This is a genomic window from Rathayibacter sp. AY2B9 (assembly GCF_002931595.1).
GTDB lineage: Bacteria > Actinomycetota > Actinomycetes > Actinomycetales > Microbacteriaceae > Rathayibacter.
Genome location: NZ_PSUB01000001.1, coordinates 401227 through 424752 on the forward strand (window position 1 = coordinate 401227; position 23526 = coordinate 424752).

A 23526-nucleotide genomic window follows, 5' to 3' on the forward strand; every position below is an offset into this window, starting at 1 on the left:
CGTGACCTACGTGATCGCACTTCCGTGCGTCGATGTCAAAGACCGCGCCTGCATCGACGAGTGCCCGGTCGACTGCATCTACGAAGGCGAGCGCTCGCTCTACATCCACCCGGACGAGTGCGTCGACTGCGGTGCCTGCGAGCCGGTCTGCCCCGTCGAGGCGATCTACTACGAGGACGACCTCCCCGAGGAGTGGTCCGACTACTACAAGGCCAACGTCGAGTTCTTCGACGAGATCGGCTCCCCGGGCGGAGCCGCCAAGGTCGGCGTGATCGCGAAGGACCACCCGGTCATCGCGGCGCTGCCTCCGCAGAGCCACTGAGGCCGCTCCCATGGCCCTCGGCGCGCTGCCCGACTACCCCTGGGACCTGATGGCGCCCTTCGCCCGCACGGCGGCGGAGCACCCCGGCGGGATCGTCGACCTGTCGATCGGCTCGCCGGTGGACCCGACGCCTGCCCCGATCCGCGACGCGCTCGCCCGCGCGACGGACTCGCACGCGTACCCCACGACCGTGGGCACCCCCGCTCTGCGCGAGGCGATCGCCGCCTGGTACGCGCGGCGGCGCGGAGTCGAGGGCCTCGGGATCGACGAGGTCCTGCCGACGATCGGCTCCAAGGAGCTCGTCGCCTGGCTGCCCTTCCTCCTCGGACTCGGGGAGGGGGACGTGGTCGTGCATCCGCGCGCCGCCTACCCGACGTACGCGATGGGCGCGGCGATCGCCGGCGCCGAGGCGCTCGCCTCCGACGACCCCGCCGAGTGGCCTGTGACGACCCGCCTGGTCTGGCTCAACTCTCCCGGCAACCCCGATGGCGCCGTGCTCGACGTGCCCGCCCTGCAGCGCGCCGTCGCGCGTGCCCGTGAGCTGGGCGCTGTGATCGCGGGGGACGAGTGCTACGCCGAGCTCGGCTGGGACGGCCGCTGGGCCGACGAGCCGATCCCGAGCGTCCTCGACCCGCGCGTGGTGGGGGAGGACCGCACCGGGGTCCTCGGCGTCTACTCGCTGAGCAAGCAGTCGAACCTCGCCGGCTACCGCGCCGCCTTCGTCGCCGGGGACGCGGACCTGATCGCGCGCCTGGTGACCGTCCGCAAGCACGCGGGCATGATCGTGCCCGGTCCGCTGCAGGAGGCGATGATCGTCGCCCTCGCCGACGACGAGCACGTCGCCGCGCAGAAGGAGCGCTACCGCTCCCGCCGCGACCGCCTCCGGCCCGCCCTCGAGTCCGCGGGCTTCCGGATCGACCGCAGCGAGGCCGGCCTCTACCTGTGGGCGACCGAGGGCCGCCCGGCCTGGGAGTCCGTCGACCGGCTCGCCCGCCTCGGCGTCCTCGCGGGCCCCGGCGTCTTCTACGGGGAGGGCTTCCCCGAGCACGTGCGCCTCTCGCTGACGGCCTCCGACGAGCGGATCGACGCGGCCGTCGAGCGCCTGTCCGGCGGCCTCTGAGGCGCTCGACCCGGCCGATCCTGGCGGGTTCCGACAAGGCCCCGGCCCCAGCGCTGGGCGATGTCACAGTGCCCCCGCTTTGCCCATAGGCTGTATGTGGTTCGGTCGACGGCGCCTCGCGAGGCCCCGGCTGCACCACGATCCAGACCCGGCGCCGCCCGCTCCGCGCGAGCGCTTCCGGGGTGCGACCGCGACGACCTGGGAGGCGTTGTGACCGAATCCGGCACGCAGAGCGACCGAACCGCGACGGTGGGCTCCACGGAGCCCGCGACCGGGAGCGCCACGACGCCGCCTCCCGCGCCGGCGGAGCAGGAGCTCCCCGAGAAGGTCACGCTCACCTTCGGCGACCGCACCGCGGACTTCCCGGTCCTGCGCAGCGTCGACGGCTCCTCGAGCATCGACTTCTCGACCCTGTCGAAGCAGACCGGCTTCATGTCGCTCGACTACGGCTTCGTGAACACGGCGGCGACCAAGTCGCAGATCACCTACATCGACGGCGACCAGGGGATCCTCCGCTACCGCGGCTACCCGATCGAGGAGGTGGCCACCAACGCGACCTACCTCGAGGTGGCCTGGCTCCTCATCTACGGCGAGCTGCCGACGGCCGACGAGCTCGCGGGCTTCGACGAGCGCATCCGCCGCCACACGCTCCTCCACGAGGACCTCAAGCGCTTCTTCGACGCGCTCCCGCACAGCGCGCACCCCATGTCGGTGCTCTCGGCCGGAGTCTCGGCCCTGTCGACGTACTACGAGGACAGCTCCAACCCGAAGGATCCGGAGGCGGTGGAGCTCACCACGATCCGCCTCCTGGCGAAGCTGCCCGTGATGGCGGCGTACGCCCACAAGAAGGCGATCGGCCAGGCGTTCCTCTACCCGGACAACTCGCTGAGCTTCGTCGACAACTTCCTCCGCCTCAACTTCGGAACGATGGCCGAGCAGTACCAGGTCGACCCGGTGCTCTCGAAGGCGCTCGACCGCCTCCTGATCCTCCACGAGGACCACGAGCAGAACGCGTCGACGTCGACCGTCCGCCTCGTCGGCTCCACCGAGGCGAACCTCTACGCCTCCGTCTCGGCCGGCATCAACGCCCTGTTCGGCCCTCTGCACGGCGGAGCGAACGAGGCGGTGCTCACCATGCTCGGCCGGATCCGCGAGTCGGGCGAGAGCGTGTCGACGTTCGTCGAGCGGGTGAAGAACAAGGAGGAGGGCGTGCGCCTGATGGGCTTCGGCCACCGGGTGTACAAGAACTACGACCCGCGCGCGAAGCTGGTCAAGGAGAGCGCCTCCGAGGTCCTGCAGGCCCTCGGCGTGAAGGACCCGCTGCTCGACATCGCGATGGAGCTCGAGGCCCTCGCTCTCGAGGACGACTACTTCAAGGAGCGGCGCCTCTACCCGAACGTCGACTTCTACACGGGCGTCATCTACAAGGCGATGGGCTTCCCTACCCGGATGTTCACCGTGCTCTTCGCGATCGGCCGCCTGCCCGGCTGGATCGCCCACTGGCGTGAGATGAACACCGACAAGCAGACCAAGATCGGCCGCCCGCAGCAGCTCTACATGGGCTCGCCCGAGCGCCACTGGCCGAACGACCGCTGACCGGTCCCCGAGAGCCCGTCCCCGCCGGGGGGCGGGCTCTCGCCGTGCGGCGCACCCGCCTCTCGTCAGCCGTCCGAGACTCGAACCTCTTCTTCGAGGCGGGACGCGGAGCGGCGTGGTCGCCGCGGACTCGATCAGCACGGTTCGTCCCGGGGTGCCGCCTGCTGGGCCCGGCGGCGCCGGACGCCCGTCCTCAGGCGTGCAGGGCGGCGTTCAGCTCGATGCCGGCGCCGGTGCGGGGGAGGACCTCGACAGCTCCGGTGAGTGAGTTGCGGCGGAAGAGCAGGTTCGGCACGCCCGAGAGCTGCACGGCCTTCACGGTCTGCGGGGCGCCGTCGGCGCGCGGCGCTCCGCCGACCACGACGACCTTGGTGCCGGCGGTCACGTAGAGGCCGGCCTCGACGACGGTGTCGTCGCCGAGGGAGATGCCGATGCCCGAGTTCGCACCCAGCAGCGCCCGCGCGCCGATCGAGACGCGCTGCACTCCTCCGCCCGAGAGGGTGCCCATGATGGACGCGCCGCCGCCGATGTCCGAGCCGTCGCCGACCACGACGCCCTGCGAGATGCGCCCCTCGACCATCGAGCTGCCGAGGGTCCCGGCGTTGAAGTTGACGAAGCCCTCGTGCATCACCGTCGTGCCGGGTGCCAGGTGCGCCCCGAGGCGGACGCGCGAGGTGTCCGCGATGCGCACCTTCGCGGGGGTGACGTAGTCGGTCAGCCGCGGGAACTTGTCGATCCCGGTGGCCTGGATGCCGTGGCGCCGGAGCGAGGGGCGCAGGCGGGTGAACGACTCCGGCGAGACCGGACCGGCGTTCGTCCACACCACGTTCGGCAGGTGGGCGAAGACGCCGTCGAGGTTCACCTCGTTCGGGCGGACCAGGAGGTGCGAGAGCAGGTGCAGCCGCAGGTAGGCGTCGGACGTGGAGGCGGGCGGCGCCTGCACGTCGATCTGCAGCGTGACCACGTCGATGCGGACCTCGCGGCGCGGATCCTCGCCGGCCTGCTCCTCGAACTCCGCCGGCACGATCCAGGGGTCGCGGCCGGCCGGGATGGTGCCGAGGCGCGGCTCCGGGAACCAGGTGTCGAGGACGGTGCCGTCGGCGGCCACGGTGGCGAGCCCGTATCCCCAGGCGGAGGCGGGCGCGGAGGAGTCTGCGGAGTGCTCGAGGGTCATGCCGATCAGGGTAGCGCGGAGCGTCCGGCCGCTACCCTGGGGCGCATGGCCGATCCGACCACCGCCCCTCCGCTCGATCTGCGCACCGATCCGGTCGCCCTGACGCGGATCCTCTGCGACATCCCCTCCGTCTCGGGCGACGAGCTCGAGATCGCGGACGCGGTGCAGTGGGCGCTCGAGCAGTACGACCACCTCGAGGTCATCCGCGACGGCCACACCGTCGTGGCGCGGACGAACCTCGGCCTCGCCCAGCGCGTCGTGATCGCCGGGCACCTCGACACGGTGCCGGTCAACGGCAACCTGCCCGTCGTCGCCGAGACGATCGACGGCGTCGAGCACCTGGTCGGCCGCGGGACCGTCGACATGAAGGCCGGAGTGGCGGTGCAGCTCGTCCTCGCCGCCGAGCTCTCCGATCCGGCCGTCGACATCACCTGGATGTGGTACGACAACGAGGAGGTCGCAGCGGACCTCAACGGCCTCGGCCGCCTCTCCCGGCACCGCCCCGACCTCTTCTCCGCCGACTTCGCGGTGCTCGGCGAGCCGACGAGCGGAGCAGTGGAGGGCGGCTGCAACGGGACGCTCCGGGTCGACGTGGTCACCCGCGGCGTCCGCGCCCACTCCGCCCGCAGCTGGGTCGGCGAGAACGCGATCCACGCGGCCGCGCCGATCCTCGACCGCCTCGCCGCCTACGTGCCGCGCGAGGTCGAGGTCGAGGGCCTCGTGTACCGCGAGGGCGTCAACGCCGTGCGCGTCACCGGCGGGGTCGCGGGCAACGTGATCCCGGACCTCTGCACGGTGCAGGTCAACTACCGCTTCGCCCCCGACCGGTCCGGGGAGGAGGCGCTCGCCCACCTCGAGGAGCTCTTCGAGGGGTTCGAGGTGACGGTGGACGATCTGGCCGAGGGCGCCCGCCCGGGGCTGGACGCACCTCTGGCCCAGGCCTTCCTCTCCGCCGTCGGAGCCGAGGCGAAGCCCAAGTACGGCTGGACCGACGTCGCGCGGTTCTCCGCCATGGGCATCCCGGCTGTCAACTACGGACCGGGCGACCCGCTCCGGGCCCACGCCGACGACGAGCGCGTGGCGGTGCACGAGATCACCGAGTGCACCGAGGGCCTCCGCCGCTGGCTGACCGCGTCCTCATGAGCGCGACCGCCACGGCCGTCCCCGTCCGCCTCCGCCTGCGCCTGGTCCCGTGGTGGGCGCGGGTCCTCCTGGTGTACATCGCGACCCGCGTGGTCACGACGGTGATCCTGCTGCAGTTCGCCGCGCACCAGCTCGCGAACCCGTGGACCGGACCCTCCCCGTCCTACTCGGCCTTCGCGTCGATGTGGGACGGCCGCTGGTACGAGATCATCGCGGCCACCGGGTACCCCGGCTTCCTGCCGATCACGCAGGACGGGCACGTGGGGGAGAACGCCTGGGCCTTCATGCCGCTCTACCCGGGCGTCGTGAAGGCGCTGATGGCGGTCACCGGCCTCACCTGGGCTCCGGCCGCCGTGACCGTCTCCGTCCTGTGCGGAGCCGGAGCCTGCCTCGTCCTGTACCGCCTCTTCCGGCACTCCCTCGGCGAATCGCAGTCGCTGACGGCGGTGCTGCTGTTCTGCGTGGCGCCGACCTCGCCGCTGATGCAGCTCGCCTACGCGGAGTCGATGGCGATGCTGCTGACCGCGGTCACGCTCCTCCTCCTGGTGCGGCGGCGCTGGCTCGCGGTCGTGCCCGTCGTGCTGCTGCTGGGCCTGACCCGGCCGAGCGGGCTCGCCTTCGCCGCCGCGCTCGGCCTGTACGTCGTCTACCGGTTCGTCCGGCGCCGCACGGAGCCGTTCCCTCGGTCGGAGTGGCTGCCGGCTGTGGGCCTGACGGCGTGGGGGCTCGTGGTCGGCTTCCTCTGGCCCGCCGTGGCGTGGGCCGTCACCGGGTCGATGACCGCGTACACCGACACCGAGCTGGCGTGGCGTGCGGTCTACATCGGCTACCAGGAGCTGCTCCCGCTGACCCCGTGGTTCCAGGGCGGCGCCTGGTGGGGCTCGTGGTGGTTCGGTGCTCCGGCCGTCGGCGTCGTGCTGGTGGTGCTCCTGCTGGCGGCGTTCGTCGGGATCCTCGCCGCACCGTGGACACGGCGGCTCGATCTCTTCAGCCGGGCCTGGGTCGCCGGGTACGGCGTCTACCTGCTGGCGTTCTTCTTCCCGCAGTCGAGCACCTTCCGGCTGCTGGGCCCGATGTTCCCGCTCGTCGGAGCGCTGGCGGTGCCGCGCTCGCCGGTCTTCCGCGTCGCGCTGGTCCTGCTCGGGATCGGCGGCCAGATCGTCTGGATCTCGATCTGCTGGGCCGTCGCCGGATCGGACTGGACCCCGCCGTGATCGTGGTGCGCGCCCGCCCGGCGCGGTGCTCCTCCGGGGACTCCCGACTCCCGCACGGGTATGCTCGTCGGAATGTCTCCCCTCACGCCAGCCGGTGAGCCGCGACACGCGTCGCCCCTCCTCCGGCCGACCCGCCGGCGAGCCGCGGCGACACCCGCCCGCTCCCCGCTGACGACCGCCTCCTCGACGGACCGCGGGCCGCTCGCGTGAGCGCCACCGCGACCGCGCCGGAGACGGAGGACGCCTCTCCGTCCCGCTCCCGCTGGGGTCTGCTCCGGAGGATCCCGTGGTGGATCCAGGTGCTCCTGGTCTTCGCCGTGTCGCGGGTCGTCACGACCGTGATCATGCTCCGGGTCGGCGCCGTGCGTCAGGGCGTCGAGTGGACGGGACTCCGCGACACCTACGTCCGGTTCGCGACGACGTGGGACGGCGGCTGGTACGAGCGGATCGGGATGACGGGGTACCCGTCGGTCCTGCCGCTCTCGCCGTCCGGAGCCGTGGAGCAGAACCCCTGGGCGTTCATGCCCGTCTACCCGTTCACCGTCCGCGGCCTGATGAACATCACCGGGCTCGACTGGGCGAACGCGGCGGTGCTCGTCGCCCTGGTCTGCAGTGCAGCGGCGTGCCTGGTGATCTACCGGCTGTTCCGCGTCTCGCTCAGCGAGGGCCAGGCGCTGATGGGGATCGTCTTCTTCTGCGTCGCTCCGACGTCCCCGATCCTGCAGATCGGCTACGCGGAGTCCGGCGGCATCCTCCTGACGGCCGTGCTGCTCCTCCTGCTGGTGCGCCGCAAGTGGATCTGGACGTTCCCCGTCGTGCTGGTCGTGGGGCTCCTGCGCCCGAGCGGTCTCGCGATCGCGGCGATGACGGGCCTCTACTTCCTCTACCGCGTCTGGCGGCACGTGCGCGGCACTGAGCCGTTCGCCCGCCGGGAGTTCGCCTTCACGGTCTCCCTCACGGTCTGGTCCCTCGCGGTGGGGTTCGCCTGGCTGCTCATCGCCTGGGCGGTCACCGGCTCCTTCACCGCGTACACCGACACCGAGCTCGCCTGGCGCAGCGTCTTCATCGGCGAGGGCGAGCTCATCCCCTTCACCTCCTGGTTCGCCGGCGGGGGCTGGTGGGGAGGCCTCTGGTTCGGCTCGCCGATCACGGGCATGGGCATCACCGTCGTGGTGGTGCTCGGATTCCTGGCGATCCTGTTCTCGCGGGCCACGCGCAGCCTCGACGTCTTCTCGCGGCTCTGGGTCGGCGGCTACGCGATCTACCTCTTCGCGTTCTTCTACCCGCAGTCGAGCACGTTCCGCATCCTGATGCCGATGTTCCCGCTGGCCGGGGCGCTCGCGGTGCCGCGGTCGACCCTCCTGAGGGTGTTCGTGGTGGCCGCATCGATCGTCGGGCAGATCGTCTGGGTGCTGCTGTGCTGGGTGTTCACCCCCGGCGACTGGTCCCCGCCGTGATCGGCTGACGCCCGACTTCCGGGCGCGGTTCGGAACACCCCCGCGGATGCACGATAATAGGGGGATACGTCACGAAAGGGGAACTCTATGGCGGCCATGAAGCCGAGGACCGGAGACGGACCGATGGAGGCTGTTAAGGAGGGCCGACTCATCGTCGTGCGCGTTCCGCTCGAAGGAGGCGGACGCCTCGTCGTCTCGGTCAACGATGCAGAGGCGAAAGAGCTGCACGACGCGCTCGCGTCGGTGGTGTCTCCCGCCTGATCCGCACCGTCGTGAACGCCCGCCGCACACCGTGCGGCGGGCGTTCCGTCTGTCCTCGGTCGGCCGCGCTCGTCAGGCGCGGCGCTTGTTGGCCTGCAGCAGGCCGTCGCCGATCGGCGAGAGCACGCTGACCACGGCGGGGGAGGCGCAGACCTCGGCCACCAGCGTGCGGAACGCCGTCGCGATCTCGTCGCGCTGCGCGGGGTTGGCCACGCGTCCGCGCCAGAGCGCGTGGGGGACGAGGACCGTCCCGCCCGGACGGACGAGCCGCAGCGCGTGCTCGACGTTCTCGATGACCTGCAGCGGATCGCCGTCGACGAAGACGATGTCGTAGGAGTTCTCGTTCATCCGGGGCAGCACCTCGAGGGCGCGGCCCGGGATGAGCCGGAGCCGGTTGGGCGAGATGCCCGCCTCGTGGAACTGGGCGCGCGCGTGCTGCTGGTGCACCGCCTCGGAGTCGATCGAGGTGAGCATCGCCTCGGGGGCGCCGTCGAGCAGCCACAGGCCGCTCACTCCGGTGCCGGTGCCGATCTCGATGATGGAGGTCGCGCGCGCCGCGGCGGCGACCAGCGCGGCCTGCGCGCCGATCGAGGGGGAGACGGCGTCGATGCCCAGCTCGACCGAGAGCCGGCGGGCCGAGGCGATGGCCTCCGACTCGACGACCGCGTCCTCGGCGTACTTCCAGTTGGCATCCTTGTCGGACACGGGGGCGCTCCTCTGATCGGTGCACCGGGCGGATCGCGCCCGGGCATCGTCAGGGTACGGTGGCGCGCGGGCTCCGCGAGGGAGGCGCGGCGGGTTAGTGTTGTCCTCGTGTTCGGTCTGACGTTCGACAAGCTCCTCATCATCGGGGTCATCGCCGTCTTCGTGCTGGGTCCCGACCGCCTCCCGCACTACGCCGCCCAGCTCGGGCAGCTCGTGCGCAAGGTGCGCGGATTCGCCACGCAGGCCCGGGAGCGCGTCAAGGACGAGATGGGCGACGAGTTCAACGACGTCGACTGGAAGAAGCTCGACCCGCGCCAGTATGATCCCCGCCGCATCATCCGCGACGCCCTGCTCGAGGACGATCCGGCCCCCACCGTGAAGCCGCCCACCGCTGTCGCCGCTCCGGTCGTGCCGGGCGGCACCGGCTCCGCGCAGGACAGCTACTACACGACGATGCAGCGCTCCGTCTCGTCCGGCACGCTCTCGAGCGTCGCGCCGCCGCCGATCGACTCCGAGGCCACCTGAGCCCTGCTCCGCGAGGAGCGCCGGGAGGGCGTCTCGATCGGCACCGCCCGCACGAAGCCGCGCGGAGGCGTCAGCCGACGGCGAGCGGAAGCCGACGGCCGGTCAGTCCCCGCGGCCGCGCGGCGAGCGACGCCGCCAGGGCGTCGATCGCCCGGGCAGCAGGATCCTTCGGATCGCCGACGACGACGGGCACGCCCTCGTCGCCCCCCGCCCGCAGCGCGACGGAGATCGGCAGCGACGCGAGCAGCGGCACCTCATCGCCCGCCGCGGTGAGCCGACGCGCGACCTCGGCCCCGCCTCCGCTGCCGAAGAGCTCCAGCACCGAGCCGTCGGGCTGCGGAAGCCCGGACATGTTCTCGACCACTCCGACGATGCGCTGACCCGACTGGCGGGCGAGCGCGCCGCTGCGCTCGGCCACGTCGGCGGCCGCCGGCTGCGGCGTGGTGACGATGAGGACCTCCGCATGGGGGAGCAGCTGTCCGATCGAGATCGCCACGTCCCCGGTGCCGGGAGGCAGGTCGAGCAGGAGCACGTCCAGGTCGCCGAAGTACACGTCGGTGAGGAACTGGGAGATCGTGCGGTGCAGCATGGGCCCGCGCCAGGAGACGGCCGCCCCGCGGGTGTCGCCCTCGAGGAACATCCCGATCGAGATGACCTTCACGCCGTGCGCCACCGGCGGCAGCATCAGCTCGCCGACGCGGGTGGGCCCCGCGACGCGCCCGTCGTGCATCAGGCCGAGCAGGCCGGGGATGGAGAAGCCGTGCACGTCGGCGTCCACGAGGCCGACCGCGAGACCCCGCTGAGCGAGGGCGACCGCGAGGTTGGCGGTGACGGTCGACTTGCCGACGCCGCCCTTGCCGCTGGTGACCGCGTACACGCGGGTGAGCGAGTCCGGGCCGAAGGGCATGCTCCGGCGGCCGCCCTGGAGGCGTTCGGTGAGGGCGGTGCGCTGCGCCGGCGTCATGACTCCGACCACGACGTCGACCGCCGTGACTCCGGGAGCCGAGGCCGCGGCCTCGCGTACGTCGCGCTCGATCGCGGAGGCGGCCGGGCAGCCGACGATGGTCAGCCGGATCGCGACGCGGACCGCTCCGTCGACGGCCGCCTCGACCGACTCGAGCATGTCGAGCTCGGTGATGGGCTTCCGGATCTCCGGATCGACGACCCGGGCCAGCGCCGTCCTGACGGCGGTCTCGATGGCGGCGACGTCAGGCATCGCGCCGCTCGGGCTCCTGCGCCCGATCCTTCTCGAGCTCCTCGAGCAGGCCGCGCAGCTCCGAGCGGATGAAGTCCTTGCTCGCCATGTCGCGGATCGCCAGGCGCAGGGCCACGACCTCGCGCGCGAGGTACTCGGTGTCCGCGAGGTTGCGCTCGGCCCGCTGCCGGTCCTGCTCGATCTGGACGCGGTCGCGGTCGTCCTGGCGGTTCTGCGCGAGCAGCAGCAGCGGCGCGGCGTAGGAGGCCTGCAGCGAGAGGATCAGCGTCAGCACCGTGAAGCCGAGGGCCTGCGAGTCGAAGCGCGCGTCCGCGGGCCCGTAGGTGTTGAACATCAGCCAGAAGACGCAGAAGATCGTCATGCCGACCAGGAACCACGGCGTGCCCATGCCGCGGGCGAACGACTCGGTCAGGCGGCCGAAGCGGTCGCTGCTCGGGCGGTTCCGCCGCGAGAGGACGCGGGTGCGCAAGCCCTTGGGAGCGTCCAGGCGCCGGTCCTGCTTGGTGTCCCTAGCCACGCGCGCCCCTCCGTCCCCGTCGTGTCCTGCCTGTCGCCGCGGGTGCCAGCGGCACGAGCGGGACGCCCTGCGTCGCCGTCGTCACCGGCTTCCTCGGTTCGTCGTCGTCGCCGTGGCTGCGCCAGTCGTCGGGGAGGAGGTAGTCGAGGACGTCGTCGATGGTCACGACGCCGACGAGGCGGTGGGACGCGTCGACGACGGGCACCGAGACGAGGTTGTAGCTGGCCAGGATCCGGGCGACCTCGGCCGCCGAGGTCTCGGGCGTGATCGGGTCCATGCTCTGGTCGAGCAGGGTGCCGAGGCGCTCGTGCGGCGGGTAGCGGAGCATTCGCTGGAAGTGCACCATGCCGAGGAAGCGGCCGGTCGGCGGCTCGTAGGGCGGCAGCGTGACGCAGACGGCGGCGCCGAGGGCCGGGGCGAGCTCGTGGCGGCGGATGAGGGCGAGACCCTCGGCGACGGTCGCCTCGGAGGAGACGATGATCGGCTCCGTGGTCATCAGACCGCCGGCGGACTCCGGAGCGTAGGTGAGGAGCATGCGGACGTCGTCCGCCTCCTCGGGCTCCATCAGCTCCAGGAGCGCCTCGCCGCGCTCCTCCGAGAGCTGGGCGATCAGGTCGGCCGCGTCGTCCGGCTGCATCTGGTCGAGGACGTCGGCGGCGCGGTCGTCGTCGAGCCGGCCGAGGATCTCGACCTGCTCGCTCTCGGGCATCTCCTCGAGCACGTCCGCGAGGCGGTCGTCCGAGAGCTCGCCGGCGACCTCGAGCATCCGCTGTTGCGGCAGGTCGAGGAGCGTGCTGGCGAGGTCGGCGGGCTTGAGCTCGGAGAGGCTGGCGACGTACTGCTCGGCGGACTGCGCCTCGGTCGAGACGCTCTCGCGGACCTCGCGCCAGCCGGCGAAGGCGGTCGCGCCCTTGGCGAAGGGGGAGGGGCTGGTCTTGGGCCGGCGGACGAAGAGCTGCGCGAGCTCCCACTCGCCGGGAGCGGCCTCCTCGATCGCGACGTCCTCGACGACCGCGTCACCGGAGCCGTCCACGAAGCTCACCCGGCGGCCGAGGAGCTCGGCGATGACGCGGACCTCGCCGCCCCGCTGCTCGAAGCGGCGCACGTTGATCAGCCCGGTGGTGATGATCTGGCCGCTGCCGATGCTGGTGACCCGGCCGATCGACACGAAGACGCGACGGCGCCCGGGGATCTCGACCACCAGGCCGACCACCCGCGGGGCGTCGTTCTGCCGGTAGACCAGGAGCACGTCGCGGACCTTGCCGACGCGATCGCCGGCCGGGTCGAAGACACTGCATCCGGCCAAGCGCGCGACGAAGACTCTGGCGGAACTCACGGCTACAAACCTAGTCCCGTGCAGCCGGGCGGACGCCGAGCGTTCCCGGCTCGCCCTCGGCCGGTTCTCCGAATCCGTTCAGAGACCTTCAAGTGGCCTGTGCGATTCTGTCCGGGTGACTCTGCAGACGCCGTTCAGCGGCCGAGGGCCGGCCTTCCCCACGATCCCGCGCGGGGAGATCCTCGCCACGTTCGACACGTACCAGGAGGCGCAGGCCGCCGTCGACGTGCTCGCCCGCGCCGACTTCCCGGTGCGCCAGCTCGCCATCATCGGCAACGAGCTCAAGAGCGTCGAGCGGGTGACCGGCAAGCTCACCTGGGGCCGCGTCGCTCTCGCCGGAGCGGCCTCCGGCGCCTGGCTCGGCGTCTTCCTGGGCCTCCTGCTCATCATCTTCTCGCCGACGACGGAGCTCTCCTTCCTCATCGCGGCGGTCCTCCTCGGCGCCGGCTTCGGGATGCTCTTCGGGCTCGCCTCCTACGCCGTGAACCGCCGCCGTCGCGACTTCACCTCGACCATGCAGGTGATCGCGACCAGCTACTCCGTGCTCGTGGACCCCGAGGTGGTCAACCGCGCGCGCAACCTGCTCGACGGCGGCACCTCCCCGGCGGAGGCGCCGCAGACGGCCTGGGCTCCGCCGCCCGCCGCGGTCGGCGACCCGCAGCCGCAGCCTGTCCGCCCCGAGGACGACCCGCGCTGACGATCCTCCACGAAGGCCCCCGGTCCGCCGGGGGCCTTCGTCGTTCCGGGGGCGGGGCGGCTCAGGCGGAGCCGACGGGCGGGAGGACGATGTCGACCGCGAGACCCCGGGGGGAGCGGTTGACCAGGGCGACCGTCCCGCCGGCCGAGAGCACGGTGGTGTGCACCAGGGCCAGCCCCAGACCGCTGCCGCCGGAGGCGAGGGTGCGGGAGTCGTCCGGGCGGGAGAAGCGGTCGAAGGCGACCGGGATGAAGGCGTCGGGCATCCCCGGTCCGTCGTCCGAGACGCTGAGCATCAGGCGCCCGTCCGACTGCGAGAGGGAGGCGACGATCATGCCGCCGCCGTTCATCGCCTGGATCGCGTTCCTCACGAGGTTGTCGATCACCCGGCCGAAGTCCTGGGACGCGACCGCGTAGAGCCGCGCCGGCTCGCGCTCGTCGATCTCGTAGTCGATCTCCACCCCCGACTCCGAGGCGAGCAGGCGGGTGCGGTCGACGGCGCCCACCAGCTCGTCGACGAGCTCGGCGAAGGGAGCGGTCGGGCGGACGGTGCGGCTCTCGATGCGCGAGATGTCGAGGAGGGCGGATGCGAGGCGCACGAGCCGGTCGACGCTCTTCTGCGCGTCGAGGATGACCCGGTCGACCGCGACCGGGTCGTCGACGCGGTGGTGGGCGATCTCGAGCTGGGCGGAGAGCGCGGCGAGGGGAGTGCGGAGCTCGTGGCTCGCATCCGACACCATCTGCTTCTCCCGGGCCAGCGACGCGGTCTGCTTGGTCAGGAACGCGTTCAGCGTCACCGCGAGCTCGTCGATCTCGTCGCGCGTGCCGACGACCGGGAGCTGGTCGCCCTGCCCGGGCTCGGCGGCGATCTGATCCGCGCGCGCCCGCATCCGGCGCACCGGGGCGAGGGCCGCGCCCGTCAGGATCCACGAGGCGAGCCCGAACGTGACGACGAGGAAGATCGCGGCGTAGACGAGCACGTGGGCGAAGTCGTCGAGGACGAGCTGCGACGCGGCCTGATCGCGGGCGGAGGCGACCTGCCAGACGCCGCGATCGCTCTCGATGGCCGTGAAGCGGACCAGGTAGCTGCCGTTCGCCGTCGTCACGTCGGCGTACCGGGGCGAGGTGTCGGCGGGCTCCTCCGCCAGAGCGCTGAGCACCTCGCCGCTCAGGCGCGAGGGCATGGTCGAGGTGCTGACGCTCCCGTCGGGAGCGAGGGCGAGGAACAGCTGGCCCGTCGACGAGCCCTGCGTGCGCGGGACGTTGCCCGCCGAGATGTCGCGGCGCACCTCGTCCTCGATCGACATCAGGATCGTCCGCTCGCTGCGGTCGACGATGCCGGTGACCACCTGGTAGAAGAGCAGCGCCGCGAGCGCGAAGAGGGCGGTCGCCACAGCGACCGTTCCCACGGTGATCCTCGCGCGGATCGAGAGCGCGCCGACCCTGCGGCGTGCCGTGCTCATCCGCGACACGGGCTACTCGACCGGGCGGAGGAAGTAGCCCTTGCCGCGGACGGTCACGATGCTGACGCCCGTGTCCTCGGTCGGGAGCTTCTTGCGCAGGTAGCTGACGTACTGGTCGACGATGTTGTTGTCGACGATCTCGCCGCCGCCCCAGATCTCGGAGAGGATCCGCTGGCGGGTCACGACGGAGCCGACGGGAGTGATGAGGAGCTTGAGGAGCTCGAGCTCCTTCGGGCTGACGTGGATGCGCGAGCCTTCGGCGGTGCGCCGGATGCTCGATCCGTCCACGGTGATGCGTCCGACGTCGATCGAGGTGGACATCAGCGACGGGCTGCGGCGCAGGAGGGCCCGGAGGCGCGCGTTGAGCTCGGTGAACGCGAACGGCTTGGTCAGGTAGTCGTCCGCTCCGGCGTCGAGCCCGAAGACGCGGTCCTCGATCGCGTCCCGCGCGGTCAGCAGCATGATCGGCGTGGGCCGGCCGAGCTCGCGGATCCGGCGGCAGATCTCGAAGCCCGACATCGCCGGGAGCATGACGTCCACGATGGCGGCCGAGAACTCGGCGTTGCTGAACGCGACGAGCGCGTCGATGCCGTTCGTGGTGAGCACGGCCTCGTAGCCGGCGTCTTCGAGGCCGCCGACGAGGGCCTCACCCATGGCTGGATCGTCTTCGACGACAAGGATCTTCACGCGCTCACCCTACGGCCCGGCTCCCAGGAGGACGCACTGCGCGGGCCGTGTGTCGATCGGATGCGGGATCGACCCATCCGATCGGCGCTGGGCGACGAATGAGGAATGACAGACCGCTGGGGGGCGTGGCGGGAGACGCGCGATCAATGGCGCAATTCTACTCTTCTCCCCCCGTCGGCCCGATGATACTGTTCGCGAAGTTCACCTCTACCGTCACCCGAAGGCGGCACAAACATGCTCAATATTCTTTCCATCTGGGCGCGTCTCGCGCTGTCGGTCCTCCTGTGGATCGTCCTTCTCCCCGTCATGCTCGTCCTGCTGCCGTTCCGCACGGGCAGGAGCGCCTCGCTCCCCGCCCTGCGACCGGTCCCGGTTCCCGCATCGACGGTGGCGATCGACACCCGGAGCACCAGCGGCGCGTACTAGGCCCACTTCCCGGTCGTTCCGGGCCCGACGCCCCGCTCCCATGAGCTACGGCGTCGTCCGCCCAGCGATCCCCGACACCCGAACAGCCGTGCCCCTCTCCGCCAGGAAGGGGCACGGCTGTTCGTCGTTCCCCGGGTCGATCCGGACTGACCGACAGGTGTCGATTTCGGCTACTCTCGATCACGAGCCGCGTCAAGCCCTTCGCAGAATCTCAGGGACTGGCAATACAGTGCTCGCACATGGTTCACCGATCGGAAGGAACACGGATGCTCCGCGCCACGCTCGACACCGCTGGGATCCAGCTCGATTCGACCACGGGAGCCCCCGTGCGCCCCGACACCCCGGTCTCGGTGGTCGCGTCGGCGCCTCAGAGCCTGATCTCGCGGATGCTCGGACGCCGCCGCTGCGAAGCATGCGGAGCGGCCTCGGCCCGTCGCCGCGACGGCTTCTGCTCGGCCGACTGCGCCGGCACCTTCCACCTCTACGAGTGAGCCCGACCGGCCGAGTGCCGGTGGTGAACGTCCTGAAGGCCCGTGATCGACGATCGCGGGCCTTCGTGCTGTCCGGGGAGGGTCGGAGCGCCGGGTGAGGAGCGCGACGGTCGGACTCGGTCGCCCACCGGGTGACGCCGCTCGGTCCGTGGTGGAGGGGTGCGCCTCGAGGGGCGTCGAGCACCGGAGCTGAGCGCCCGTGTGCGAGGGGGAGCGGAGGACCGCGGATGTGCCCCCAGTAGGATTCGAACCTACGCCCCTGCCTCCGGAGGGCAGTGCTCTATCCCCTGAGCTATGGGGGCCAGGAGTGCCTGACCACATTAGCACCCGGGCGGGGCGGGCCCCGACGCCGGGAGCCGTCCTCGCGCATGCCACGATGGAGCCATGCTGCGCACTGTCTCCGCCTCGCTGGATCTGCGTCTGAACGGCCCGACCGACCTGATCTTCCTGGTGGCGGCGACGCCCACGGGCGACTCGTTCGAGGACTCCTTCACCGTCCGGCTCGACGGGCAGGACGTGCCGGTGCGGGAGTTCCCGGCGCGGCACGGCGCCCGCGTGCACCGCGTCGCGGGGAACGAGGGCGACCTGCGGGTCGAGTACCGGGCGCGGGTCGCCGGCCACGGCGCTCCGGACGAGCCGAGCGAGCTCGAGCTCGTCGAGTACCTGCGGCCGAGCCGGTACGCCGAGGCGGACGTGCTCGGAGGGATCGCCCGGCGCGAGTTCGGGCGGGCCCGGGGCTTCGAGGCGCTGACGGCCGTCGAGGAATGGGTGCACGGCCACCTGTCGTACGTCTACGGCTCGACGGTCGGCACCGGGGGAGCGGCGCAGGTCATCGAGAGCGGCCAGGGCGTGTGCCGGGACTTCGCGCACACGGTCGCCGGGCTCCTCCGTGCTCTCGACATCCCCGCTCGGGTGACAGCGGTCTACGCGCCGGGCCTCGAGCCGCGGGACTTCCACGCGGTCACGGAGGCCTGGGTCGGCGGCGCCTGGCACGTCGTGGACGCGACCCGGCTGGCTCCGCGCGGGTCGATGCTGCGCATCTCGTCCGGCCGGGACACGGCCGACACCGCGTTCCTCAGCAGCTACCTGACGGACCTGCGCCTGACCGGGATGAGCGTGGAGGCCGACTGCGACGCGGCGCTCGTCGACGATCACGTCTCGCCGGTGCGCCTGGGCTGACGCCGGGGCTCAGTCGGCGAGGACGCCGATCGCCGACCGCACGAGCGGCTCGGGGTCGCCCGGCTCGACGAAGGAGGCGCTGGACGCCTCGATCCAGTACTCGCCGACGAAGGCGTCCGCGACGCCCCGCCCCTCGGCCACCTGGTAGTAGCCCTCGATCTCCGGCGGCTTGCCGTAAGTGGGGACGGCCTTGCTGGTGGTGAAGAACTCGTTCTTGAGCGCCTCGATCACCGCGGGGTCGAGGTGGGCCACGGCCAGCTGCAGCTCGGCGCCCGAATCGTCGGACCATCCGCAGACCAGGCCGTCGTACTGGGCGATCTCCTCGGAGACGGCGGTGGCCCCGATGCCGTCGTCCGGGGAGAATCCGCCCCACAGGCCCGCGAGCGCCGAGGCCGGGACCAGCTGCTCGCAGGCGAGGGGGATCGGCGTGCCGCTGACGGCGCCGCTCGCGCTCGGCTCCGGGTCGGCCGCGGGGGAGCAGCCGGAGAGGGCCGCCGCGGCGAGGGCGACGAGGAGGAGGGCGGCGGGACGGCGCATGCGTCGCACCCTAGCAACGCCGCCCTGCCGAGCGGCCCCACGGTGCAGGAGGGACGGGGGGCGCGGGCGCGGCGGCCGGTAGAATCGCTCCCCGTGACTCCCGAACAGCTCGCCGCCTCCCTGCACGCCCTCGTCCTCGACGCCGTGCAGCGACGGGGGGGCGATGCGGGCGTCGAGCTCTCGGACGTCGTGCTGGAGCGCCCGAAGAACCGCGACCACGGCGACTGGGCCTCGAACATCGCGATGAAGCTCGCGAAGCGGGTCGGCGCGAACCCGCGCGAGCTCGCCGCCGAGCTGGCCGAGGGGCTGGGCGCGGTCGAGGGCGTCGCCACGGTCGAGGTCGCCGGTCCCGGCTTCCTCAACGTCCGGCTCGAGGCCGCGGCCGCGGGTGCCCTGGCCGGCGCGATCGTCGAGGCGGGCGAGGCCTACGGCACCGGGTCCGCCTACGCCGGCGTCCGGATGAACCTCGAGTTCGTCTCCGCCAACCCCACCGGCCCCATCCACATCGGCGGGACGCGCTGGGCGGCGGTCGGCGACAGCCTGGCCCGGATGCTCCTCTCGCAGGGCGCCGAGGTGACCCGCGAGTACTACTTCAACGACCACGGCGCGCAGATCGACCGCTTCACGCGGAGCCTCCTCGCCGCCCACCGCGGCGAGCCGACCCCGGAGGACGGCTACGGCGGCGCCTACATCGGCGACATCGCCGAGCGCGTCGCGGCCGCCTACCCGGGCGACCTCGCCGTCCTGCCCGAGGAGGAGCTCGCCGAGACCTTCCGCTCGATCGGCGTCGAGCTGATGTTCGGCGAGATCAAGCAGAGCCTGCACGAGTTCGGCGTCGACTTCGACGTGTACTTCCACGAGAACTCCCTGCACGAGTCGCGTGCCGTCGACCGCGCGATCGAGCGCCTCCGCGAGCTCGGGCACATCTTCGAGGCGGACGGCGCCACCTGGCTGCGGACCACGTCGTTCGGCGACGACCGCGACCGCGTCATCATCAAGAGCGACGGGGAGGCGGCCTACATCGCGGGCGACCTCGCCTACTACCTCGACAAGCGCGAGCGCGGCTTCGATCGGGCGATCATCATGCTCGGCGCCGACCACCACGGCTACATCGGCCGGATGATGGCGATGTGCGCGGCGTTCGGCGACACCCCGGGCGTGAACCTCGAGATCCTGATCGGCCAGCTGGTCAACCTGCTCCGCGACGGGGAGGCGGTCCGGATGTCCAAGCGGGCGGGGACCGTCGTCACGATGGAGGACCTCACGGAGGCCGTCGGCGTGGACGCCGCGCGCTACTCGCTGGTGCGCTCCTCGGCCGACTCGACCCTCGACATCGACCTCGACCTGCTGACCAAGCGGAGCAACGACAACCCCGTCTACTACGTGCAGTACGCCCACGCGCGCACCCGCCAGGTCGCGGCCAAGGCCGCGGCGTCGGGCGTCCCCGTCGAGCCGTTCGCGCCCGAGACGCTGGTGCATCCGACCGAGTCGGCGCTGCTCGGCGGCCTGCAGGAGTTCCCGCGCATCGTGGCGCACGCCGCGGAGCTGCGCGAGCCGCACCGCGTCGCGAGGTACCTCGAGGAGGTCGCCGGCCTCTACCACCGCTGGTACGACAACTGCCGGGTCGTGCCGCAGGGCGAGGACCCGGTCGAGGCCGTGCACTCGACCCGGCTGCGCCTGAACGAGGCGACCGGGCAGGTGCTCCGCAACGGGCTCTCCCTGCTGGGCGTCACGGCCCCGGACCGGATGTGAGCGCGTCGGGGGCGGCGCCGCGGCGCCGGCGCGGGGGACGCGCGGCCGTGGTGGTCGTCGTGGTGCTGGTGCTGCTCGTGCTCGCGGCGGTGGTGGGTGACTCGCTCGCCCGCCGCGCCGTCGCGGACCGCGCCGCCGCGAGCCTCCGCGAGGCGCTCGCACTGCCCGCGGACCGGGCGGTGGACGTCGACGTCGCGGGCTGGGCCGTGCTCCCGCAGCTCGTCTCGGGGCGGCTGGACCGGCTCGACCTGCGCAGCTCGGACGTGACGTTCGGCGAGCTCGACGGCGACGTCGCCGCGACCCTGATCGGGGTGCCGGTGAGCGGCGTCGGAGCGGTCGAGTCCGGCAGCACGACGGTCGCGATCGACGCGGCCTCGGTCTCGCGGCTCGTCACCGAGCGCAGCACCGTTCCTGTCGACGAGGTGACCCTGGACGCTCCGCTCGTGCGCGTGACCGCCTCCGTCGAGGTGCTGGGCCTCCGGCTCGGCGCGGGCGTGGGGATGGAGCTCGCCGCCGTGGACGGCGCCATCCGGCTCACCCCGGCCGAGGTCTCCGCCGCCGGTGCGACCTTCTCGGCGACCGACTTCCGCGACCGCTTCGGCGCCGTCTCCGGCGACCTGCTCGCTCCGTCCTCCGTGTGCATCGCGGACTCGGTGCCGCGCGGACTGACGCTGACCGGGGTCGAGGTCGCCGACGAGTCGCTGAACGCGAGCTTCGCGCTCTCTCCGACGTTCCTCAGCGACCCCGCGGAGCAGGAACCGGGCACCTGCGCCTGAGCCCGCGCGGCGCCGCCGCCCCGGACCGGTAGGATCGGAGCCCTGTGCCGGCGTCTTCCGCGGGCCGAACACTGACATCGCTGGCTTCAGGGGTCAATCCGGACCCGCTCGCCCCGCAGTGACGCTCCCACTCTCTCCTGTGAGGTCTCACCCGTGGACACCGTCGACGCCCGCGCCCGCGCCCCCCGGCATCCGCTCGCGCCTGAGTGGCTGCACACGCCCGCCGACCCGAACGCCCTGGCCGACGGCGTGTGGCCGGACAGCGCCGAGCGCGGCGAGGACGGCGGGATCCGGATCGCCGGAGTGCCCGTCGCCGAGCTGGTGCGCGAGCACGGCACTCCTCTCTACGTGGTGGACGAGGCCGACGCCCGTCGCCGGGCCGTCGAGATGCGCGAGGTCTTCGCCCGCGAGCTCGGCCGCATCGGCACCGGCGTCACGGTCTACTACGCGGGCAAGGCGTTCCTCTCGACCGAGGTCGCCCGCTGGATGCGCGACGAGGGCCTGAACCTCGACCTCTCCAGCGGCGGCGAGATGGCGGTGGCCCTCGCCGCAGGGATCGAGCCCGAGCGCTTCGGCCTCCACGGCAACAACAAGTCGCTCCGCGAGATCGACAGGGCCGTCGAGGTGGGCGCGGGCACGATCGTGCTCGACAGCCTCGTCGAGATCGAGCGCGTCGCAGCCGCGGCCGAGCGGCACGGCCGCGTGCAGGCGGTGCGCCTCCGGGTCAACAGCGGAGTGCACGCGCACACCCACGAGTTCCTCGCCACGGCGCACGAGGACCAGAAGTTCGGCCTCGCACTCGCCGACTGCCCGGCCGCGGTCGCCCGCATCCGCTCCTTCTCCTCCCTGCGGTTCCTCGGGCTGCACTGCCACATCGGATCCCAGATCTTCGGCTCCGCCGGGTTCGCGGAGTCGGCGTCGCGCCTGCTCGACGTCCACGCGGCTCTGCTCGCGGACGGCCCCGTGCCGGAGCTCAACCTCGGCGGCGGCTTCGGCATCGCCTACACCAGCGCCGACGACCCGACGCCGATCGTCGAGATCGCGGCCGCCGTCGCCGACGCGGTGGCCGAGCAGTGCGCCGCCCGCGGCGTCCCGGTGCCGCACATCGCGATCGAGCCCGGCCGCTCGCTGATCGGGCCCGCCGGCGTCACCCTCTACGAGGTGGGCACCGTGAAGGACGTGACGGTCGGCTCCGAGGGCTCGACCGCGGTCCGCCGCTACGTCAGCGTCGACGGCGGCATGAGCGACAACGCCCGTCCGGCGCTCTACGGCGCCGACTACACGGCGCGGATCGCCGACCGCTCCTCCTCGGCCGAGCCCGCCCTCGTGCGGGTGGCCGGGAAGCACTGCGAGTCGGGCGACATCGTCGTCCATGACGACTTCCTGCCCGCGGACGTGCGGCCGGGCGACCTGCTCGCCGTCGCCGCGACCGGCGCCTACTGCTGGTCGCTCGCCAGCAACTACAACTACCTCGGGCGCCCCCCGGTGGTCGCCGTCCGCGACGGGCGCTCGCGCGTCCTCGTGCGCGGCGAGACCGAGGAGGACCTCCTCCGCCGCGACGCCGGCATCCAACGAAAGGCCACCTCCCGATGATCGAGTACCGCAGCCTCCGCGTCGCCCTGCTGGGTGCCGGGTCCGTCGGTGCCCAGGTGGCGCGCCTCCTGCTCGACCACGGCGACGAGCTCGCCCAGCGCGTGGGGGCGCCGCTGGAGCTCGTAGGCGTGGCCGTCAGGGACGTGGACGCGCCCCGCACCGCCGACATCCCGAAGCACCTCCTGACCACCGACGCCGAGTCGCTGATCCTGGGCGCCGACATCGTGGTCGAGCTGATCGGCGGGCTGGAGCCCGCCCGCAGCCACATCCTCACGGCGATCTCGTCGGGCGCGGACGTGATCACGGCCAACAAGGCGCTGCTCGCCGCCCACGGCAACGAGCTCTTCGAGGCCGCCGACCAGGTGGGCGCCCAGCTCAACTACGAGGCGGCCGTCGCCGGCGCGATCCCGATCATCCGGCCGCTGCGCGACAGCCTCGCCGGCGACCGGGTCCACCGCATCCTCGGCATCGTCAACGGCACGACCAACTACATCCTCGACCGGATGGACACCGAGCACGCGAGCCTCGAGGACGCGCTCGCCCGCGCGACCGAGCTCGGCTACGCCGAGTCCGACCCGACCGCCGACATCGAGGGCTACGACGCGGCGCAGAAGGCGGCGATCCTCGCCCGCCTCGCGTTCCACACCGACGTCCCGGTCACCCTGGTGCACCGCGAGGGCATCACCGGCATCACCATGGCGCAGGTCGACCAGGCCCGCGACTCCGGCTACGTGATCAAGCTGCTCGCGATCTGCGAGCGGCTGACCGACGCCAAGACCGGCGTGGAGGGCGTGTCCGCGCGGGTCTACCCCGCGCTCGTGCACCGCTCCCACCCGCTCGCGGCCGTGCACGGGGCCAACAACGCGGTCTTCGTCGAGGCGGAGGCGGCCGGCGACCTGATGTTCTACGGCGCCGGCGCCGGCGGGATCGAGACGGCCTCCGCCGTCCTCGGCGACGTCGTCTCGGCCGCCCGCCGCCACGTCGTCGGCGGCCCCGGTCTGGTGACCAGCGCGAGCTCCGGGCTCGCGGTCCTCCCGATCGGCCACGTCACCACCCGCTACCAGGTCACCCTCGAGGTGCTCGATCGCCCCGGCGTGCTCGCGCAGATCGCGGGCGTCTTCGCCGACCACGGCGTCTCGGTCGAGACCCTGGTGCAGACCCCGCCCGGCGCCGACCCGCTGGAGGAGCAGGGCGGTGCGGAGCGGCGCGAGCCGACCGCTACCCTGGTCATCGGCACGCACGCCGCGGCGGAATCCGATCTGGCGGCCACCGTCACCGCCCTCCATTCGCATGGTTTCGTCGGCGCCGTGACGTCCGTTCTACGAGTTGAAGGAGCCTGA

General features: G+C 72.3%; 24 protein-coding genes and 1 tRNA gene. 16 read left to right on the forward strand and 9 right to left on the reverse strand.

From position 1 onward, the window contains the following. Nucleotide 1: 1 nt before the first annotated feature. The 3 genes from fdxA to C5C25_RS01925 all read left to right on the forward strand — a co-directional run bounded on the left by fdxA (nucleotide 2) and on the right by C5C25_RS01925 (nucleotide 3038). A complete protein-coding gene (gene fdxA / locus C5C25_RS01915) occupies nucleotides 2–322 on the forward strand; it encodes a ferredoxin (protein ID WP_104222984.1) in 321 nt (106 codons plus the stop codon). A gap of 10 nt (nucleotides 323–332) precedes the next feature. Then, the gene (dapC, locus tag C5C25_RS01920; protein ID WP_104249554.1) at nucleotides 333–1442 is read left to right on the forward strand and encodes a succinyldiaminopimelate transaminase; all 1110 of its coding nucleotides are present in this window, start codon (nucleotides 333–335) and stop codon (nucleotides 1440–1442) included. A gap of 210 nt (nucleotides 1443–1652) precedes the next feature. Continuing rightward, entirely contained in the window at nucleotides 1653–3038 is a 1386-nt protein-coding gene (locus C5C25_RS01925) for a citrate synthase (RefSeq protein ID WP_258069311.1), read from the forward strand. 193 nt (nucleotides 3039–3231) lie between these two features. Here C5C25_RS01925 and dapD read toward each other — a convergent pair whose 3' ends face one another. After that, nucleotides 3232–4212: a 2,3,4,5-tetrahydropyridine-2,6-dicarboxylate N-succinyltransferase gene (dapD, locus tag C5C25_RS01930; protein ID WP_104232738.1), complete on the reverse strand. Its 981-nt coding sequence runs from the start codon at nucleotides 4210–4212 to the stop codon at nucleotides 3232–3234. A gap of 45 nt (nucleotides 4213–4257) precedes the next feature. On the opposite strand from dapD, the gene dapE reads away from it, so the two are divergent. From dapE to C5C25_RS01950, 4 genes are all read left to right on the forward strand, one after another. Then, nucleotides 4258–5355 (forward strand): succinyl-diaminopimelate desuccinylase, encoded by a 1098-nt coding sequence (gene dapE, locus C5C25_RS01935; protein WP_104249555.1) that lies wholly within the window; start codon nucleotides 4258–4260, stop codon nucleotides 5353–5355. Beyond that, a complete protein-coding gene (locus tag C5C25_RS01940; RefSeq protein ID WP_258066599.1) occupies nucleotides 5352–6569 on the forward strand; it encodes a hypothetical protein in 1218 nt (405 codons plus the stop codon). Before dapE ends, C5C25_RS01940 begins: the two co-directional genes overlap by 4 nt. Before the next feature lie 206 nt (nucleotides 6570–6775). Next, on the forward strand, nucleotides 6776–8026 hold the full coding sequence (locus tag C5C25_RS01945; RefSeq protein WP_104249556.1) for a hypothetical protein: 1251 nt from the start codon (nucleotides 6776–6778) through the stop codon (nucleotides 8024–8026). A gap of 87 nt (nucleotides 8027–8113) precedes the next feature. After that, nucleotides 8114–8287: a DUF3117 domain-containing protein gene (locus C5C25_RS01950; RefSeq protein ID WP_068208299.1), complete on the forward strand. Its 174-nt coding sequence runs from the start codon at nucleotides 8114–8116 to the stop codon at nucleotides 8285–8287. A gap of 72 nt (nucleotides 8288–8359) precedes the next feature. Here the strand turns inward: C5C25_RS01950 and C5C25_RS01955 are convergent, their stop codons facing one another. After that, a complete protein-coding gene (locus C5C25_RS01955) occupies nucleotides 8360–8992 on the reverse strand; it encodes an O-methyltransferase (RefSeq protein ID WP_104222989.1) in 633 nt (210 codons plus the stop codon). Between the two features lie 108 nt (nucleotides 8993–9100). Here C5C25_RS01955 and C5C25_RS01960 point away from each other — a divergent pair, with 108 nt between their 5' ends. After that, nucleotides 9101–9517 carry a twin-arginine translocase TatA/TatE family subunit gene (locus tag C5C25_RS01960; protein ID WP_146076468.1) on the forward strand — a complete coding sequence of 139 codons (417 nt, stop codon included), beginning with the start codon at nucleotides 9101–9103 and terminating at the stop codon, nucleotides 9515–9517. Between the two features lie 70 nt (nucleotides 9518–9587). On the opposite strand, the gene C5C25_RS01965 is transcribed toward C5C25_RS01960, so the two are convergent. Genes C5C25_RS01965 through C5C25_RS01975 form a run of 3 tightly spaced genes read right to left on the reverse strand, consistent with a single transcriptional unit; the run spans nucleotide 9588 to nucleotide 12586 of the window. Then, nucleotides 9588–10733 carry an Mrp/NBP35 family ATP-binding protein gene (locus C5C25_RS01965; protein WP_104249557.1) on the reverse strand — a complete coding sequence of 382 codons (1146 nt, stop codon included), beginning with the start codon at nucleotides 10731–10733 and terminating at the stop codon, nucleotides 9588–9590. Then, nucleotides 10726–11250, reverse strand: a complete 525-nt coding sequence (locus C5C25_RS01970; protein ID WP_104222991.1) for a DUF1003 domain-containing protein — start codon at nucleotides 11248–11250, stop codon at nucleotides 10726–10728. Before C5C25_RS01970 ends, C5C25_RS01965 begins: the two co-directional genes overlap by 8 nt. After that, a complete protein-coding gene (locus C5C25_RS01975; protein WP_104249558.1) occupies nucleotides 11243–12586 on the reverse strand; it encodes a magnesium transporter MgtE N-terminal domain-containing protein in 1344 nt (447 codons plus the stop codon). The genes C5C25_RS01970 and C5C25_RS01975 overlap by 8 nt, the downstream gene beginning before the upstream one ends. Before the next feature lie 115 nt (nucleotides 12587–12701). Here C5C25_RS01975 and C5C25_RS01980 point away from each other — a divergent pair, with 115 nt between their 5' ends. Continuing rightward, on the forward strand, nucleotides 12702–13283 hold the full coding sequence (locus tag C5C25_RS01980) for a general stress protein (protein WP_258069312.1): 582 nt from the start codon (nucleotides 12702–12704) through the stop codon (nucleotides 13281–13283). Between the two features lie 61 nt (nucleotides 13284–13344). Here the strand turns inward: C5C25_RS01980 and C5C25_RS01985 are convergent, their stop codons facing one another. Then, nucleotides 13345–14745 (reverse strand): cell wall metabolism sensor histidine kinase WalK, encoded by a 1401-nt coding sequence (locus tag C5C25_RS01985; RefSeq protein ID WP_146076469.1) that lies wholly within the window; start codon nucleotides 14743–14745, stop codon nucleotides 13345–13347. Nucleotides 14746–14757: 12 nt separating this feature from the next. Then, nucleotides 14758–15432: a response regulator transcription factor gene (locus C5C25_RS01990; RefSeq protein ID WP_258069313.1), complete on the reverse strand. Its 675-nt coding sequence runs from the start codon at nucleotides 15430–15432 to the stop codon at nucleotides 14758–14760. A gap of 234 nt (nucleotides 15433–15666) precedes the next feature. Between C5C25_RS01990 and C5C25_RS01995 the strand changes: the two genes are divergently transcribed. Further along, the gene (locus C5C25_RS01995; protein ID WP_104249560.1) at nucleotides 15667–15858 is read left to right on the forward strand and encodes a hypothetical protein; all 192 of its coding nucleotides are present in this window, start codon (nucleotides 15667–15669) and stop codon (nucleotides 15856–15858) included. Between the two features lie 266 nt (nucleotides 15859–16124). After that, nucleotides 16125–16349: a hypothetical protein gene (locus C5C25_RS02000; protein WP_104249561.1), complete on the forward strand. Its 225-nt coding sequence runs from the start codon at nucleotides 16125–16127 to the stop codon at nucleotides 16347–16349. A gap of 230 nt (nucleotides 16350–16579) precedes the next feature. Here the strand turns inward: C5C25_RS02000 and C5C25_RS02005 are convergent. After that, a tRNA-Arg gene (locus C5C25_RS02005) sits at nucleotides 16580–16651 on the reverse strand. A gap of 82 nt (nucleotides 16652–16733) precedes the next feature. Between C5C25_RS02005 and C5C25_RS02010 the strand changes: the two genes are divergently transcribed. After that, nucleotides 16734–17528, forward strand: a complete 795-nt coding sequence (locus C5C25_RS02010) for a transglutaminase family protein (RefSeq protein WP_104232730.1) — start codon at nucleotides 16734–16736, stop codon at nucleotides 17526–17528. Nucleotides 17529–17537: 9 nt separating this feature from the next. Here the strand turns inward: C5C25_RS02010 and C5C25_RS02015 are convergent, their stop codons facing one another. Continuing rightward, nucleotides 17538–18065, reverse strand: a complete 528-nt coding sequence (locus C5C25_RS02015; protein ID WP_104249562.1) for a hypothetical protein — start codon at nucleotides 18063–18065, stop codon at nucleotides 17538–17540. A 93-nt stretch (nucleotides 18066–18158) separates the two neighbouring features. Between C5C25_RS02015 and argS the strand changes: the two genes are divergently transcribed. The 4 genes from argS to C5C25_RS02035 all read left to right on the forward strand — a co-directional run bounded on the left by argS (nucleotide 18159) and on the right by C5C25_RS02035 (nucleotide 23526). Next, nucleotides 18159–19817 carry an arginine--tRNA ligase gene (gene argS, locus C5C25_RS02020; RefSeq protein WP_104249563.1) on the forward strand — a complete coding sequence of 553 codons (1659 nt, stop codon included), beginning with the start codon at nucleotides 18159–18161 and terminating at the stop codon, nucleotides 19815–19817. A 47-nt stretch (nucleotides 19818–19864) separates the two neighbouring features. Beyond that, on the forward strand, nucleotides 19865–20593 hold the full coding sequence (locus tag C5C25_RS02025; RefSeq protein WP_181133609.1) for an LmeA family phospholipid-binding protein: 729 nt from the start codon (nucleotides 19865–19867) through the stop codon (nucleotides 20591–20593). 153 nt (nucleotides 20594–20746) lie between these two features. Continuing rightward, on the forward strand, nucleotides 20747–22186 hold the full coding sequence (gene lysA, locus C5C25_RS02030) for a diaminopimelate decarboxylase (RefSeq protein ID WP_104249565.1): 1440 nt from the start codon (nucleotides 20747–20749) through the stop codon (nucleotides 22184–22186). After that, nucleotides 22183–23526 (forward strand): homoserine dehydrogenase, encoded by a 1344-nt coding sequence (locus C5C25_RS02035; protein WP_104249566.1) that lies wholly within the window; start codon nucleotides 22183–22185, stop codon nucleotides 23524–23526. Before lysA ends, C5C25_RS02035 begins: the two co-directional genes overlap by 4 nt.